The organism is Candidatus Pelagibacter communis (genome assembly GCF_001180165.1).
In the GTDB taxonomy this organism is placed as follows: domain Bacteria; phylum Pseudomonadota; class Alphaproteobacteria; order Pelagibacterales; family Pelagibacteraceae; genus Pelagibacter; species Pelagibacter ubique_P.
Window position 1 is genome coordinate 1 of record NZ_CVSQ01000052.1, and the last position, 14,145, is coordinate 14,145.

The following is a 14,145-nucleotide window of genomic DNA, read 5'->3' on the forward strand; positions in this document are numbered from 1 at the left end:
CTCTTTGGCATTATAATTCCGAGAGGAATTTATTTTTCGTTATTTTTTTGAAATATGAGCTGCTCAGCTACTGTAACTAAAATGATAGTTGAGAGGATTAAATATTCTGACATTTTAAAAGATTATCCAAATATTGATGGCATAGTTCCAATTACTCACTCAACAGGATGTGGAATGAATACTGAAAGTGAAGGAATGCAAATTTTTCAAAGAACTATAGATGGATTTAAAAATCATCCCAATTTTTCTCATGTTTTTGTTATAGGTTTAGGATGCGAATGTGCTCAAGTCAGTTTGTTTGATGAATCATTAAAAAAACATAACCGAATTCATTTTCTAACAATCCAAGATGAAGGTGGAACTAAAAAAATAGTCGAAAAAGTATTATCTCAAATTAAAAATTTGCTTTCAGAAGCTAATAATATTCAAAGAACTTCACAACCAGTAAGTCATCTAACTTTAGCTCTTCAATGTGGTGGTTCAGATGGATATTCAGGAATAACTGCAAATCCTGCACTAGGAGTTGCAGCAGATCTCTTGGTTAAAAAAGGTGGAAGTTCAATTTTATCCGAAACTCCAGAGATTTATGGAGCTGAACATTTATTAATTAATAGAGCAAGCTCACAAGAGACTGCTGATAAACTTATTAAAAGAATTGAATGGTGGAAACATTATACTTCAATTAATAATAGTTCTATGGACAACAATCCTGCGCCAGGAAATAAAAAAGGCGGCCTTATAACCATATTAGAAAAATCCTTAGGCGCTGTTGCAAAAGGAGGAAATTCAATACTTCAAGATGTTTTGCATTATGCTGAACCTTTAAAAAATAAAGGTTTTAATTTTATGGACTCTCCTGGTTATGATCCTGTATCTGTAACTGGTCAAGTTGCATCAGGTGCTAATGTTATTTGCTTTACAACAGGACGTGGATCTTGCTTTGGTTGCAAGCCAGTTCCAAGTTTAAAACTTTCTACGAACTCAGCAATGTTTGAAAAAATGTCAGAAGATATGGATATTAATTGTGGGACAATTGCTGAAGGAAAAGAAAAAGTTGAAGAAGTTGGTCAAAAAATATTTGAATTAGTTGTAAAGACTGCTTCAGGGAATAAATCAAAAAGTGAAATCAACGGCTACGGTGACGAGGAGTTTAATCCTTGGCAAGTTGGCGTTGTAATGTAATTTATTTTTCCTGTGCCTCAACAAACATCCTTAATTAACGTAATTTTATTAGCTGCTGGTGGTTTTTTTATGTTTGTTTGTATGGACTCTACTGCAAAATATCTTGGAACAGTTATGCCAGTTACTCAAGCAATTTGGGGGAGATTTTTTTTTCACTTGGTATCTTTAATTATATTTTTTTTAATTTTTAAGCCAAAAGTAAATTTAAAAAAAAATTTTAAAGTCCAAATAATTAGATCAATATTAATGGTCACTGCTACCTCGTTTATGTTTTATTCTTTACAGAAATTTGACTTGGTAGATATTTATGTTGTTTTCTTTACAGCTCCTCTAATCGTTTCACTACTTTCAGCATACTTTTTAAAAGATATATTAAGTACCAAGGGTATACTTTTAATGTTATTAAGCTTTGGCTCAATTGTTTATTCGCTAGGTCCAAGTATGAGAATATTTAGTTTAGATTTAATATTCCCTATTGTTCCTCCAATTTGTTGGGCTCTTTATCAATTTTTTACCAAAGTTGTATCAGGCGATAACGATCCATTTGCTGCTATATTTTATACTTCAATTTTAGGTGCAATAATTTTTAGTATTTTTATATTTTTTAATTGGGTGCCATTAGAGAAGAATATCTTTTGGCTTTATTTGGTAATTCTAGGTGTGGCAGGTTTTGTAAGTCATTCTTTAATTATATATGCAATACAACTTTCTAACTTGTCATTTGTAACTAATTTTCAATATTCTCAATTAGTTTGGTCTACAATTATTAATTTCTTAATTTTCGGCGTACCGTTTGATTATAATAAAATTGTTGGGGTGATAGGAATTATTGTTTTTGGTATTATGTTCATAAGAACAGAAGGTAAAAAAAGTTAAATAGTGAGGTTTAAATGAAAAATATAGGTTTTATTGGTGTTGGATATATGGGCTATGGAATAGCTAAAAATATTTTAAAACACAAAAATAAACTTTTTGTCATTGCGAATAAAAATAGAAAACCAATTGAGAAAATTGTTAGCGATGGAGCTGAAGAAGTAAAATCTTTTGAAGATTTTTCTAGTAAAAATTTAGATGCAATGTTTATGTGTGTTACCAACACTCCTATAGCAAAATTAATTTCTGAAAAAATATCTGATATTTTAGATAGCAAAACTTTAATTATTGATATCACTACTCACAACAAAACTGGTTCAATGGAAACTGAGGCAATATTCAAAGAAAAAAATATTAATTATGTTGAATGTCCTGTGATGGGAGGACCTGTTCAAGCAGAGGAAGGTATATTGGGAGGAATTGTTGGAGCGTCAGATGAAAATTTTAAAATTGCTGAACCATATTTTAATTTTTTCTGTAAAGAATATTATCATTTTGGATCTGTTGGAATGGGCGCAAAGTCAAAGCTTTTAAATAACTTTTTATCCCTTGGAAATGCTGCATTAGTTAATCATTTGGCTAAAAGTGCTACAGAAATGGGTTTAGATTTAAAAAAAGTATTTGATGTTGCAAAACTTGGTTCTGGAAATTCTGCAGCACTTAATAGAGTTTTTGATAATTTGTTAAAAGGAGACTTTACTGGCTTTAAGTTTACTGCAAGTAATTCTGTAAAAGATTTAACTTATATTCAAGATTTATTAAAAAATATTCCTGAAGCTGAAAAAGTTGCTGAAGTAAATAAAAATTATTTTCAAAAAGCTGTCGATGATGGTTACGGTGAAAATTTTATTAGTGAATTAATAAATAAAAAATAATTTTGGAAGTAACTTAAGTTAGCGGGAATCTACTAAAGCACTAGGTTGTATTCAATAAATATATTTGCTCAAAATTAAAATAAATTAATTGAAATTGTACAATTTATAATTACCTTTTTTATAGAAGGAGGTTTATGTTAATACTTTCACCACCTGATACTTAGCTGAACAGCTCATATTTCAAAAAAATAACGAAAAATAAATTCCTCTCGGAATTATAATGCCAAAGAGGCGATAAAAGGGAGCTCTTTAGGTATACACTTAAAGAGCGAACCCTTTAAAAACTAATTTACAGATTTTAATATTTCTAGTGGAAGTGGAGCTTCTGGGTATTTTTTTTGACACAACTTTTCGTAGTTTTCACAAAAACTCATGATAGTTTTTTGAACTTCTTTTTTATTTTTATTTGAAAGATTAAGGTCTTTAATTAATTCACTGCAATTTTTTTCTAATTCTTTTATTTGCTCTCCTGAAAAAAATTCTCCTGTTTCTATTTCCCAATAAGTGTCTTCAAGCTCGTCATCAGTTAAATCATTTAATTTTTTTTGTAATAATTTAATAGTTTCGTCCTCTGTTGCTTTATCTCTCATGGGAGAATTCTTAAGTTTCCCAAGGCATTTATCTCTTAATCCATCAATAAAATGAAAATAAGGTTTACCCTCTGAAAAATCTCTAAAATGATTTGTGTTAAAATATTTATCAATAGCTGTTTCTGTTGAAACCTTTTCTTTGCCCTTAATTATAGCTACCTGAACATAAACTTCTTGGCTAATATATTCTTCAATATGATCTTTAACTTTTTGAGGTATCATTCCTGCTTGGTAACTAATGTTCCTCTCTGTACCTGTTGTGACAAGCCTTACAATTACTCCACATAAATTTAGTTAGTGTGCCTCGAATATCATCTGCATCCTCGATTACTGAAACGAGTTTTGTCATATCATCTGAGGCTTTTTGCATTAATGCATTGAATTCATCTTTTTCATCCCAAATTGTTAGCAAAGCTCCAGTATCAAAACCCTCTTGAGTATTTTCGGGAAATAAATCTATCAAAACTTTATAATTTTCGCTCATTTCCTTCATCAATACTGTAGCTTCTTCAAAATCAAGATTCGATGCTAGCGATTGAACTTTTTTAGCAGTTCTATAATTTTTACTAAATAATGCCTGTCTACTTTTAATTATTTCCTCAGCAGTCATCTCTGCATTTGAATTAAATCCAATTAATATAATAATTGTTGATAATAAAATTATTTTAAACGAACTATTTATGTGTTTTACTAAAGGATGCATATAAAAAATACCATAACAGAGTATGGTGTTATTTCAAAGATTTTGCATTGGGTTAGTGCGTTACTACTATTTATTCAAATTCCACTTGGTTTCTATCTTGTAGATTTAGACTTTGGCGAACAAAGGATTAATATTGAAAATATCCATATAATAATAGGATTATCTATATTTTACTTAGTAATAATAAGATTGCTCATTAAGATATTTAATCCTACACCAAAATTAGAACCTAGTATTTTTAAAGGACAAAAGTTTTTAGCAAAATTAAATCATCTACTTTTATATGTGACAATTTTATCAATCACAATTTCTGGGATTCTAAAAAAATTATTTAATGGAGAAACATTAATAATTTTATTCAAAGAAATAAAAATTCAAGATAACTTTGGATTAGCTGATCAATTTTATGAAATTCATATTTTATCTAATTATTTAATGATCGTTCTAATTTCAATTCATATATTAGCAGTGATAGTGCATAAAATTTTTTTTAATGATAATTTATTAAAAAGAATGCTATAAATTTATTAATGACAATTAATTCCAAATTTTTTTAATCTCCAATAATTATAAGGCCAAGGAGTTAAAAAACCTACGATTAGCATTATTGGCACCACCCACCAAGTTAAAATTGCACCTCCAGTTAATACATAGTCAGTCAAGTTCATCATAATTTCCATGCTGATCATTGAAATTAAGCTCATCCCACAAGCTGTTTTGAATGCGTTAATAAAATTAAAATTTTGTGTCATTAAAATTATTGTTTCTAAAATAATACTTGTGATCAGTCCGTTAATAATTGCTAAAATCATTATTCCTAAAACTGGAAAAGGAATTTGAGTTAATTGAAAAAATAATATTGTTCCAAAATCTCCAATTGCACAACCAAGTACACACCAAGCTGTGTTTTTTGCGCTTCTTTTCCAGGTATGTCTACAAGACCAATGAAATGTAGAGGTATTCATTATAATTTGATATTAATGATAAATGATTTTTAGACAAGTTTTCGATAATAAATCATCAACTTATACTTATTTAATTGCTTCGGCAAAAGGTCGCGAGGCAGTCATTATTGATCCAGTAATTGAGAATGTTGAAAGCTACATTAAGCTGCTTCAAGAATTAGATTTAAAACTAGTTAAGGTAATTGATACCCATATTCATGCTGATCATGTAACTGGTGCAAGTAAACTAAAGCAAGCAACAAATTGCTCTACACTTATGGGAGAACACACACCTGCTGATACTGTAGAAATTAAAGTAAAAGATGATGAAATAATAAAAATTGACCAAATAGAAATTAAAGCGATGTATACACCTGGTCATACTTCTGACAGCTATAGTTTCTTAATGGATAAATATTTATTTTCAGGAGATACTCTTTTAATTAATGGCACTGGTAGAACAGATTTTCAAAACGGAAATTCAAAAGATGCATATAATTCGATCTTTAATAGATTGTTAAAATTACCTGAGGAAACCATTTTATATCCTGGTCATGATTATAACGGCAAAGAATCTAGTACAATTGGTAATGAAAAAAAATTTAATCCAAGATTGCAGGTTAAAAATGTTGATGAATATGTTGAGCTTATGTCAAATCTTAATTTAGCAAAACCACAACTAATAGATATCAATGTAAGTAGAAATATAAAATTAGGTGCTAATTAAATACTACAAATATTAAAAACCAATAAGAAACTAATCCAGCTGATATTGTTGCAATAATATTTTTTGAAAAATAACCTACAATTACAGCAACTAATGCTCCAAAAATTTTAGGATCATTCATTTCTATAAAAGTTCCAAAATCATTTATAAATATTCCTGGAAATATTATTGCTGGGAATACCGCAGAGGGAACATATTCTAGCACTGCTTTAATTTTATCTCCCAACATATCTCTACTTATTAAAGCAATCATAGTCATTCTAGTGAAGTAAGTTAATATTCCGGCAAAAATAATTGAAGTAAGAGTCATTTTTTTAACCTCAATAGCAGCGCTGCTACAAATAAAGCAATTATCGGTGAAATAATTATGTAAGATTTAAATGGCGCATCAAAAAATAACAGTGAACTCAAGCCACAAGTAATCATTACAATTACATGGTCTAATTTTTTTAAATCCTGAACAACAATTGCTATAAACGTTAGAGGAATTGCAAATTTTAACCCAAGTTCCTCTGGAACAAATGATCCTAAAACAATGCCTGATAATGTTGCTATCTGCCAACAAACCCACATTGTGCAACCTGTACCAATTAAATGATAATGTAAAAATTCCTCACTTCTATTTTTTTTGAAAAACTTATTAGACTCTGCAAAGCCTTGATCTACAACAACATAAGAAATTAATAATTTTTTTATAAAAGATAATTTTTCCAAATATTCAGATAAAACAGCTCCATATAATAAATGTCTAGAATTTATAATTCCAACAGAAGCAACGGCAACTAAACTAGATGCACCTCCTGATAACAACTGCAAAAATACTATTTGTGAAGCTCCTCCAAAAATGATGAAAGACATTGCATAAACTAAATACGGATGAAATCCAAGTTCAACACCGATTGCTCCACAAATTATTCCAAATGGAATTACTGAAAGCATATGTGGGGAAATATCTAACATCCCTCGAGTGAATAATTGTTTTTTAGTAAGCATTTGTTTGTTTTATTAAAAACAAACTATGTGATCAATATGAATCGGTCTTTTAATTCCAAACTTTTCGTCTGCTTCATGTTGATGTTCATGATGAGAATGAACAAATACTGGTATTAACAAATCGCTGCTTGTTTTTAAGGTATAAATAAAGTTGGTTCCTCTAAATTTTCTATCAACTACCTCTAATTTTAGATTACTTTTGTCATCGTGCTCAAGATCCTCTGGTTGTAATAATAATTGCACATTTGATCCTTTTGGATAATGTTTAATAAAATTTCCATTAATTGTTCCAAGATCTTCACTTTCTAATGAATTTTCTCCAGTTACTTTTGCTGGAATTAAAATTCCACGATTTAAAAAATTTACTACTTCGACTGAATTTGGAAAATGATAGACATTATAAGGATCGTCAAACTGTTTTATTTGACCATCTAATATAATTGCACATTTATGACCTAAATAAAAAGCTTCATAAGAGTCATGAGTAACGATTATTGTTGTAATTTTTAATTTACTTAATATTTTTTTTAATCTTACTTGAATTTCTTCTTTAAAACTTTGATCAACATTTGATAACGGTTCATCTAATAACAAAAGATCAGGTTGTGTTAGTAAAGACCTTGCAAGAGAAGCTCTTTGGGCCTCCCCAGCACTTATTTCATGAGGATATTTTTTAAGTATTTTTGAAATATCTAGTAAATCAATAATCTCTTTAAAAGTTAGTTTTTTTTTCTTTTTTATTTTATTTCTCTCAGTGCCTAACAATATATTTTTTTCAACAGTGTAATGTGGAAATAAGCTATTATCTTGAAAAGCTAAAGATACATTTCTATCTTCAGGCTCAACATGTTTATCTTTAGAAGATATCAATTTTCCATTTAATTTAATTAAACCCTTCTCAACATTCTCTAAGCCAGCAATTGTTCGAAGGATTGTTGTTTTTCCAATTCCTGAGGGACCTAAAATACACAAAGTTTCTCCTTCATTTTCAATTGCAAATGAAGCGTTTTTAACTTTGGTTTTTCCACCAATTATAAAATCAACACCTTTAATCTCTAAAAAATTATTTTTCATTTTTCTCTTAGAATATATTTAGATGTAAACATAATAAATATAGTTGCAATTAAAATTAAAAATAATGATGGAACTGCTGCAGCTTCTAACAGATCCTCAGATGCAGATATATAAGCTGTTGTAGCAAAAGTTTCAAAATTAAATGGTCTTAAAATAAGTGTTATTGGCAGCTCTCTTATTATTTCTAAAGAAATCAATATAGCTACAAATAAAAGAGAATTTCTTAAGAAAGGAACGTGAATATTCATGAAGGTTTTCTTTTTGGAATAACCAAGCAGATATGAACTTTCATCAACTGAAATATTTATTTTTTCATAGCCTGACTTAATTCCATTAAATGCTAATGAATAAAATCTTACAAAATAAACTAAAACAAGACCAAGAACAGAACCAATAAAGATTTTTTTAATAGACAAAAATCCTAGAGTTTTAACAATGTTTTCATCAAACCAAGCGATAAAAGTAATAAATGCTACAGCTAAAATAACACCTGGAATAGCATAACCTGATATGGATATAGTTGATAAAAAATTTAAAACCTTATTTCTAGATACTCTATTTCCATAATTTGAAATTAAAGAAAACAAAATCAAGACTATGCTAGATAAAATCACCAAATAAATTGTATTTAAAGTGAGTGAAATTACATCAATATCATAAAGATTTTCTGGAAATTTAATTGTCCAATATAACATTTGGCTTAAAGGAAATAAAAAACTTAAAAAGAAAATAATAAAACAAAACAAAAATGCAAAAAAAGATTTTTTTCCAGACAATGTAATTTTTTCTTTTTGTTTAAATCCACCTCTTGAATTAAAATGGTATTTGGCTTTTTTTCTAGAAAAATTCTCAATTATAAAACATGCAAATATAAATATTAGTAAGAAAAAGGACAATCTATTTGAAAAAGCCAAGTCATCAAATGTAATCCATGAATTATAAATTCCAGTGGTTAAGGTGTTTATTGAAAAAAAATCAACTGCACCAAATTCTGCTAATGTTTCCATTGCAACAAGAGATAATCCAGCGACTATAGCTGGCCTAGCAGCTGGTAATATCAAAGAATATAAAGATTTGAATTTTGAAAAACCTAAACTTCTTCCTAAATCAATTAAGTTTTGAGATTGATATAAAAATGAGGCTCTAGAAAGTATATATACATAAGCGTATAATGAAAATGAAAGAGAAAGTACTGCTCCAAGAAGACCATCGAACTTTGGGATATGTTTGTTGTATTCCCCTTCTCCAAATAAATTTGTCAATATTGTAAAAGCTGTTCCATAATTTTCAAAAAAGGCCGTCAAAGAATATGCATAAATGTAAGGTGGAACAGCGAAAGAAAGTATAAGACCCCATTTAAAGAACTCACTAAAAGGAAATTTATAAAATGAAACCAAGTATGCAGATGTACTGCCTATTATAAATGTTAGGATTAAGACGCAGAATAGTAGTGTGAAAGAATTAAAAATATATTCAAATAAAAAAGTATCTTTTAATACTTGATAATAATTTGAGGTCTCTTCAAAAAAACTAAAAAAAACTGTTACGATTGGAATTAATACGCCTATAGACACCAATAAAGAGGATAGAAACCAGATATTTAAATTCTTTAACATTAAGGGTCTTATAATATAAAAAAATTTTTTTAATATGATTTTACTTTGAAACAGAAAGGTATTTTAGTGTATTTTCTGGTGTTGTTTCTATATACGGGTCATCATCTGAGCCTGAATTATTAATTCCAGGCTCTTGCCACCATTTTTCAACAATACCGTCATTAATGACTGCCATATATCTCCAACTTCTTTGGCCAAATCCATCATGGTCTTTGGAGATTAACATTCCCATATATTTTGTAAAAAGTCCTGATCCATCTGGTATTACTTTAACATTAGAAATACTCATTTTTTTTGCCCAAGCATTCATGACGTATGAGTCATTTACTGAACAACAATAAATTTCGTCAATACCAAGTTTTTTTAATTCATCAGCATTTTTTTCAAATCCAGGTAATTGCTGAGAGGAGCATGTTGGTGTAAATGCACCGGGTAAACTAAATAAAATTACTCTTTTATTTTTAAAAAAATCATCAGTAGATTTATTTGTCCACTTCCCACCAATTGCACATGCAATTTCATTATCCGAAGTATCACCTTCTCTAATTCTAAAAGTTACTTGGGGTATTTTAAATCCTTCAATCATATTTTTTTAATGCCCACGACAATTTTTAGGAAAGGGTAAAGATCCTAAAGGAGAGTGACGTGGGCACCGTCTAAAAAGAAATATATCATCATTTAAAAGGAGTGAGGATGTCTAAAGCCTCGTCTTTTTCAATCTCAGATAATTTTCTATTATTTATTTTTCTTTTAATCTTTTCACACTCTGATGAGCATGGTTCACATGTTATCTGACCCTCAAGTGAACCGCTCATGACAGAAGAATTACTTAAATCAAAATTAAATAAATTCTTTTTCACTATGTGTTACTTCCAACCAGCAGCTGTCATAACTTCTAATGCAGCAGCTTGATTTTTTCCATAAGTTGAAACTTTAGTTACTAAATCTTGTTTAAAATCTAACCCTAAATTATTCACAACTAATGGACTTGGAGAAACACCATCAATCATTGGAAACTCAAACGTATTATTCGTAAAGTGTTCCTGAGACTCTGGTGATAACAAAAAGTCAACAAGTGCAATCGCGTTTGCTTTATTAGGTGCACCTTTAACTAAAGCAGCACAACTAATATTCATGTGTGTTCCTCTACCTTGCTGGTTAGGGAAAAACGCTTTAACTTTTTTTGCAGCTGCTTGTTGTTCAGCACCTTTTTTACCTGAAAGCATAAGTGCTAAATAATAAGTGTTAGCTACTGCAATATCAGCTTCGCCAGCTGCTACTGCCATAATTTGAGCTCTATCGTTTCCTTTTGGCTCTCTTGCCATATTAGCAACAACACCTTTTGCCCATTCAGCTGTAGCTTTTTTTCCATTATTTGCAATTAATGAAGCTACAAGAGATTTATTATAAATATTGCTAGATTTTCTTATTACTAATCTACCTTTCCATTTTGGATCAGCTAAACCTTCATAAGTCAAACCTGATAACTCAGCTCCACTAACTCTCTCAGGTGAGTAATAAATAATTCTTGCTCTTTTTGCTACTCCAACCCACTTATTAGTTCTAAAGTTTTTTGGAACAGAAGCTTTGATTGTTGCAGATGATAATCCGCCTTGAAGCAAACCTTTTGCATCCATAGCACCACATCTTCCAGCATCCGCAGTAATATAAAGATCAGCTGAAGAATCTGCTCCTTCTTCGGCTATTCTTTTTTCTAAAGCTCCTGATTTGCCATTAATTAAATTTACTTTAATCCCTGTAGCTGCTGTAAATTTTCCATACATTTCAGCATCAGCCTTATAATGCCTTGCATTAAATACATTTACCTCATTCGCAATCGCAAAAGTTGATACAAATAAAGATGTAATTAACGCTAAAATTGATAATTTTCCCATTAAACTCCTTAATTATTACGTTATTTTTGAGAATGAGAACTATTCTCAATGAGAATGATTATCAATCGCAATAATGTCGCAGATTAAGGTTTATTAATAATTTAAGGGGTTTTTGACTATTATCTATTTCCAGTCACCAATTTTACTGAATAAGAAATTTCTAAAAGCTTGAACTCTAGCTGTGTTTTTTAAGGATTGCGGGTACACAAAGTGTGCTTCTGTTATAGGTCCTTCTACTTTTGGAAGTACTTTAATTACGTTATTAGAATTTGATACCAAATATTCCGGAAGAGCTGCTAATCCAACACCAGACTCAACTGCCAACAATAATCCCATTACACTATTTACTTTCATTATTGTTTTTCTTTTTTTTCCATCATGCATTCCAATTTTGAGTGCCCAATCAGGGTTATAAACTGGTGAAGGAGCACCTTTTCCAAAAGAAATGAATTTATGTTTATTTAAGTCACCTATTGTTTTTGGCATTCCATTTTTTTCTAAGTACTTATTTGATCCATAAATATAGTACTTAATATCAACTAATTTTTTTTGAATATAATTAAGCTGTTTTGGTCTTCTCATGAAAATTCCAATATCAGCTTGTCGAGTACTTAAATCAAGTTCCTTATCATCAAAAACTAATTCAATTTCAATTTCAGGATTAAGTCTCATAAATTCTTGAATTCTTGGTGTTAACCAGTGAGTTCCGAAACTTCTAACCGTCGTAATTGTTAATTTGCCTGTTGGTTTATTTTTTTGATCCCCTAATGAAGTTTCTACTTCTTTAAGTTTACTTATTACTTCATGAGCTGTTTTAAATACATATTCACCGTTTTCTGTAAGAGTTAATCCTCTTGCATGTCTTTCAAACAATTGAACTTTTAAATCTTGTTCTAATGATTGTATTTGTCTGCTAATTGCTGATTGGCTAAGGTTTAAATTGACAGTAGCATTCGTAAAGCTTCCAGCCTCAGCTACTGCGTGAAAAATTTTTAATTTGTCCCAATCCATTACTTATTTAAATCAACTAATACCCTTCCAGAAATTTCACCTTTTAAAATTTTTGGATAAGTTTCAATCAATTCTTCTAAACTAACTGTTAAAACTGATTTTTCTAGTAAATCAAAATCTATTAATTTTGGAGCCTCTGCCCAAATAAATTCTCTTCTTTTAATACTGCAATTAGCAGAGTCCATTCCCCAAACCTTAATACCTCTTAACATAAATGGAAGTAAATTTGTGTTAAGCTCATTACTGTTTGCATTTCCACAAACTGCTATAATTCCATTTGATTTTGTTTGAGCTATTGCGTTTGCTAAAATTTTTCCACCTACAGTATCTACTACTCCATCCCATAAACCCTTATCTATTGGTCTTGGATCTTTATCAAATTCAGCCCTATTTATAATGTTTTTAGCACCTAATGATTTTAAATAATCTGACTTAGAATCTTTTCCTGTTACTGCAGTTACATTATATCCTAATTTAGTTAAAGCCATCACAGCTACACTACCAACTCCACCTGTTGCACCAGTTACCAAAACATCGTTAACTTTTTCTCCTAACAAAATACTTTCTCTTGCTTGAATAGCAAAAGCACTCATTAAAGAAGTTAAACCTGCTGTTCCTAAAATCATTGCTTGTTTACTTGTCAAGCTATCTGGTTTTTTAACTAAAAAATCTCCACTTACTTTTGCAATTTGTGAAAACCCTCCAAAAAAAACTTCTCCTACTCTAAATCCAGTAAGTATTACTTCGTCACCTTCTTTAAATTTAGGATTATCACTTCCAATAACTTTTCCTGAAAAATCAATCCCCGGAATATGAGGATATTCCTTAACTAATCTTCCTCCATTTTTTAGAATCATTCCATCTTTAAAATTTAAATCTGAATATTCTACTTTTACTGTTACATCTCCATGTTTTAAAAAACTTTTATCTAAAGACTTTACTTCTCGCGAAAAATTTTCGCCTTCTTGATTAAGGACTATTGCTTTGAATTGATCGGACACTTTAATCTTTTAACGTAGTGCTGATAAATCGTAAATATCTATTTTGATAACTTAAATCTTCTTTAAATTGGCCTAAGTAAAAATTAGTTACTGTTGTTGCTTGTTCTTTTTTAATGCCTCTCATAGTCATACACTGATGAGTTGAATCTATTGTAACAGCTACACCTTTTGCATCCAAAGCATCCATTAAAGTATTTGCTATCTGAACTGTTAATCTTTCTTGCGTTTGTAATCTCTTTGAAAATATTTCAACTACTCTTGCAATTTTGCTTAATCCTACAACTCTTTCATTGGGTATGTAGGCAACATGAGCTTTTCCTATAATTGGAGCCATGTGATGTTCGCAGTGACTTTGTACTGAAATATTCTTTTGAACAACCATATCGCTGTAACCTTCAACATCACCGAAAGTTTTATCTAATACTTTTTTTGCATCCTCATTGTAACCTTGAAAATATTCTTTGAATGCTTTTACAACTCTTTTAGGAGTCTCTAACAAGCCCTCTCTTTTAGGATCTTCACCCATCCAAGATAAAATGGTTCTGATAGCCTCTTCAGCCTCTTTGTCTGAGACCTTTTTTGTATCTATACTTTTGTCGTCTGAGTCTTTTACTAATTTCATAGCGCCTTTTTATACAGTAATTACCTTAATTTAAAAATA

At 29.8% G+C, this 14,145-nt stretch carries 18 protein-coding genes; 5 read left to right on the forward strand and 13 right to left on the reverse strand.

Annotated elements, in window-relative coordinates:
- The first annotated feature begins 54 nt into the window (after positions 1-54).
- From AMN88_RS02975 to AMN88_RS02985, 3 genes are read left to right on the forward strand one after another with little or no spacing between them, the layout of a single operon-like run.
- The gene (locus AMN88_RS02975; protein ID WP_075536354.1) at positions 55-1,182 is read left to right on the forward strand and encodes a UxaA family hydrolase; all 1,128 of its coding nucleotides are present in this window, start codon (positions 55-57) and stop codon (positions 1,180-1,182) included.
- A gap of 12 nt (positions 1,183-1,194) precedes the next feature.
- Positions 1,195-2,058, forward strand: a complete 864-nt coding sequence (locus tag AMN88_RS02980; protein ID WP_075536355.1) for a DMT family transporter — start codon at positions 1,195-1,197, stop codon at positions 2,056-2,058.
- Between the two features lie 14 nt (positions 2,059-2,072).
- Positions 2,073-2,930, forward strand: a complete 858-nt coding sequence (locus AMN88_RS02985; RefSeq protein WP_075536356.1) for an NAD(P)-dependent oxidoreductase — start codon at positions 2,073-2,075, stop codon at positions 2,928-2,930.
- Between the two features lie 284 nt (positions 2,931-3,214).
- Here the strand turns inward: AMN88_RS02985 and AMN88_RS02990 are convergent, their stop codons facing one another.
- Positions 3,215-3,742, reverse strand: coding sequence for a hypothetical protein (locus AMN88_RS02990; RefSeq protein ID WP_075536357.1), 528 nt, complete (start codon positions 3,740-3,742; stop codon positions 3,215-3,217).
- A 13-nt stretch (positions 3,743-3,755) separates the two neighbouring features.
- On the reverse strand, positions 3,756-4,223 hold the full coding sequence (locus AMN88_RS02995; protein ID WP_075536358.1) for a cytochrome c: 468 nt from the start codon (positions 4,221-4,223) through the stop codon (positions 3,756-3,758).
- Here AMN88_RS02995 and AMN88_RS03000 point away from each other — a divergent pair.
- On the forward strand, positions 4,218-4,745 hold the full coding sequence (locus tag AMN88_RS03000; protein ID WP_075536359.1) for a cytochrome b: 528 nt from the start codon (positions 4,218-4,220) through the stop codon (positions 4,743-4,745). The two genes, AMN88_RS02995 and AMN88_RS03000, sit on opposite strands and share 6 nt — an antisense overlap.
- Positions 4,746-4,750: 5 nt before the next feature.
- Here the strand turns inward: AMN88_RS03000 and AMN88_RS03005 are convergent, their stop codons facing one another.
- The gene (locus tag AMN88_RS03005; protein WP_075536360.1) at positions 4,751-5,188 is read right to left on the reverse strand and encodes a DUF4396 domain-containing protein; all 438 of its coding nucleotides are present in this window, start codon (positions 5,186-5,188) and stop codon (positions 4,751-4,753) included.
- A gap of 22 nt (positions 5,189-5,210) precedes the next feature.
- Here AMN88_RS03005 and AMN88_RS03010 point away from each other — a divergent pair, with 22 nt between their 5' ends.
- Positions 5,211-5,894 (forward strand): MBL fold metallo-hydrolase, encoded by a 684-nt coding sequence (locus tag AMN88_RS03010; protein ID WP_075536361.1) that lies wholly within the window; start codon positions 5,211-5,213, stop codon positions 5,892-5,894.
- Here AMN88_RS03010 and AMN88_RS03015 read toward each other — a convergent pair.
- The 10 genes from AMN88_RS03015 to folE all read right to left on the reverse strand — a co-directional run bounded on the left by AMN88_RS03015 (position 5,887) and on the right by folE (position 14,106).
- On the reverse strand, positions 5,887-6,204 hold the full coding sequence (locus AMN88_RS03015; protein ID WP_075536362.1) for an AzlD domain-containing protein: 318 nt from the start codon (positions 6,202-6,204) through the stop codon (positions 5,887-5,889). The two genes, AMN88_RS03010 and AMN88_RS03015, sit on opposite strands and share 8 nt — an antisense overlap.
- Positions 6,201-6,887 (reverse strand): AzlC family ABC transporter permease, encoded by a 687-nt coding sequence (locus tag AMN88_RS03020; protein WP_075536363.1) that lies wholly within the window; start codon positions 6,885-6,887, stop codon positions 6,201-6,203. The genes AMN88_RS03015 and AMN88_RS03020 overlap by 4 nt, the downstream gene beginning before the upstream one ends.
- Before the next feature lie 12 nt (positions 6,888-6,899).
- Complete coding sequence (locus tag AMN88_RS03025; RefSeq protein ID WP_075536364.1) at positions 6,900-7,961, reverse strand: ABC transporter ATP-binding protein; 1,062 nt, start codon at positions 7,959-7,961, stop codon at positions 6,900-6,902.
- Entirely contained in the window at positions 7,958-9,535 is a 1,578-nt protein-coding gene (locus tag AMN88_RS03030) for an ABC transporter permease (protein ID WP_256997786.1), read from the reverse strand. Before AMN88_RS03030 ends, AMN88_RS03025 begins: the two co-directional genes overlap by 4 nt.
- Positions 9,536-9,617: 82 nt before the next feature.
- Positions 9,618-10,160: a peroxiredoxin gene (locus AMN88_RS03035; RefSeq protein WP_179850097.1), complete on the reverse strand. Its 543-nt coding sequence runs from the start codon at positions 10,158-10,160 to the stop codon at positions 9,618-9,620.
- Between the two features lie 91 nt (positions 10,161-10,251).
- Positions 10,252-10,437, reverse strand: coding sequence for a hypothetical protein (locus AMN88_RS03040; RefSeq protein WP_075536367.1), 186 nt, complete (start codon positions 10,435-10,437; stop codon positions 10,252-10,254).
- A gap of 6 nt (positions 10,438-10,443) precedes the next feature.
- On the reverse strand, positions 10,444-11,472 hold the full coding sequence (locus tag AMN88_RS03045; protein WP_075536368.1) for an extracellular solute-binding protein: 1,029 nt from the start codon (positions 11,470-11,472) through the stop codon (positions 10,444-10,446).
- Between the two features lie 123 nt (positions 11,473-11,595).
- On the reverse strand, positions 11,596-12,483 hold the full coding sequence (locus AMN88_RS03050) for a LysR family transcriptional regulator (protein WP_072090391.1): 888 nt from the start codon (positions 12,481-12,483) through the stop codon (positions 11,596-11,598).
- Positions 12,483-13,484, reverse strand: a complete 1,002-nt coding sequence (locus tag AMN88_RS03055; RefSeq protein ID WP_075536369.1) for an MDR family oxidoreductase — start codon at positions 13,482-13,484, stop codon at positions 12,483-12,485. The genes AMN88_RS03050 and AMN88_RS03055 overlap by 1 nt, the downstream gene beginning before the upstream one ends.
- A 1-nt stretch (position 13,485) precedes the next feature.
- Positions 13,486-14,106 carry a GTP cyclohydrolase I FolE gene (folE, locus tag AMN88_RS03060; RefSeq protein ID WP_075536370.1) on the reverse strand — a complete coding sequence of 207 codons (621 nt, stop codon included), beginning with the start codon at positions 14,104-14,106 and terminating at the stop codon, positions 13,486-13,488.
- Positions 14,107-14,145: the final 39 nt, after the last annotated feature.

What these genes read in the sequence shown, in the direction of transcription:
- AMN88_RS02975 (WP_075536354.1), top strand. Translation starts at nt 55, where the DNA reads ATGAGCTGCTCAGCTACTGTAACTAAAATGATAGTTGAGAGGATTAAA.
- AMN88_RS03020 (WP_075536363.1), bottom strand. Translation starts at nt 6,887, where the DNA reads ATGCTTACTAAAAAACAATTATTCACTCGAGGGATGTTAGATATTTCC.
- AMN88_RS03045 (WP_075536368.1), bottom strand. Translation starts at nt 11,472, where the DNA reads ATGGGAAAATTATCAATTTTAGCGTTAATTACATCTTTATTTGTATCA.
- AMN88_RS03025 (WP_075536364.1), bottom strand. Translation starts at nt 7,961, where the DNA reads ATGAAAAATAATTTTTTAGAGATTAAAGGTGTTGATTTTATAATTGGT.
- AMN88_RS03005 (WP_075536360.1), bottom strand. Translation starts at nt 5,188, where the DNA reads ATGAATACCTCTACATTTCATTGGTCTTGTAGACATACCTGGAAAAGA.
- AMN88_RS02990 (WP_075536357.1), bottom strand. Translation starts at nt 3,742, where the DNA reads ATGATACCTCAAAAAGTTAAAGATCATATTGAAGAATATATTAGCCAA.
- AMN88_RS02995 (WP_075536358.1), bottom strand. Translation starts at nt 4,223, where the DNA reads ATGCATCCTTTAGTAAAACACATAAATAGTTCGTTTAAAATAATTTTA.
- folE (WP_075536370.1), bottom strand. Translation starts at nt 14,106, where the DNA reads ATGAAATTAGTAAAAGACTCAGACGACAAAAGTATAGATACAAAAAAG.
- AMN88_RS03000 (WP_075536359.1), top strand. Translation starts at nt 4,218, where the DNA reads ATGCATATAAAAAATACCATAACAGAGTATGGTGTTATTTCAAAGATT.
- AMN88_RS03015 (WP_075536362.1), bottom strand. Translation starts at nt 6,204, where the DNA reads ATGACTCTTACTTCAATTATTTTTGCCGGAATATTAACTTACTTCACT.
- AMN88_RS03050 (WP_072090391.1), bottom strand. Translation starts at nt 12,483, where the DNA reads ATGGATTGGGACAAATTAAAAATTTTTCACGCAGTAGCTGAGGCTGGA.
- AMN88_RS02985 (WP_075536356.1), top strand. Translation starts at nt 2,073, where the DNA reads ATGAAAAATATAGGTTTTATTGGTGTTGGATATATGGGCTATGGAATA.
- AMN88_RS03010 (WP_075536361.1), top strand. Translation starts at nt 5,211, where the DNA reads ATGATTTTTAGACAAGTTTTCGATAATAAATCATCAACTTATACTTAT.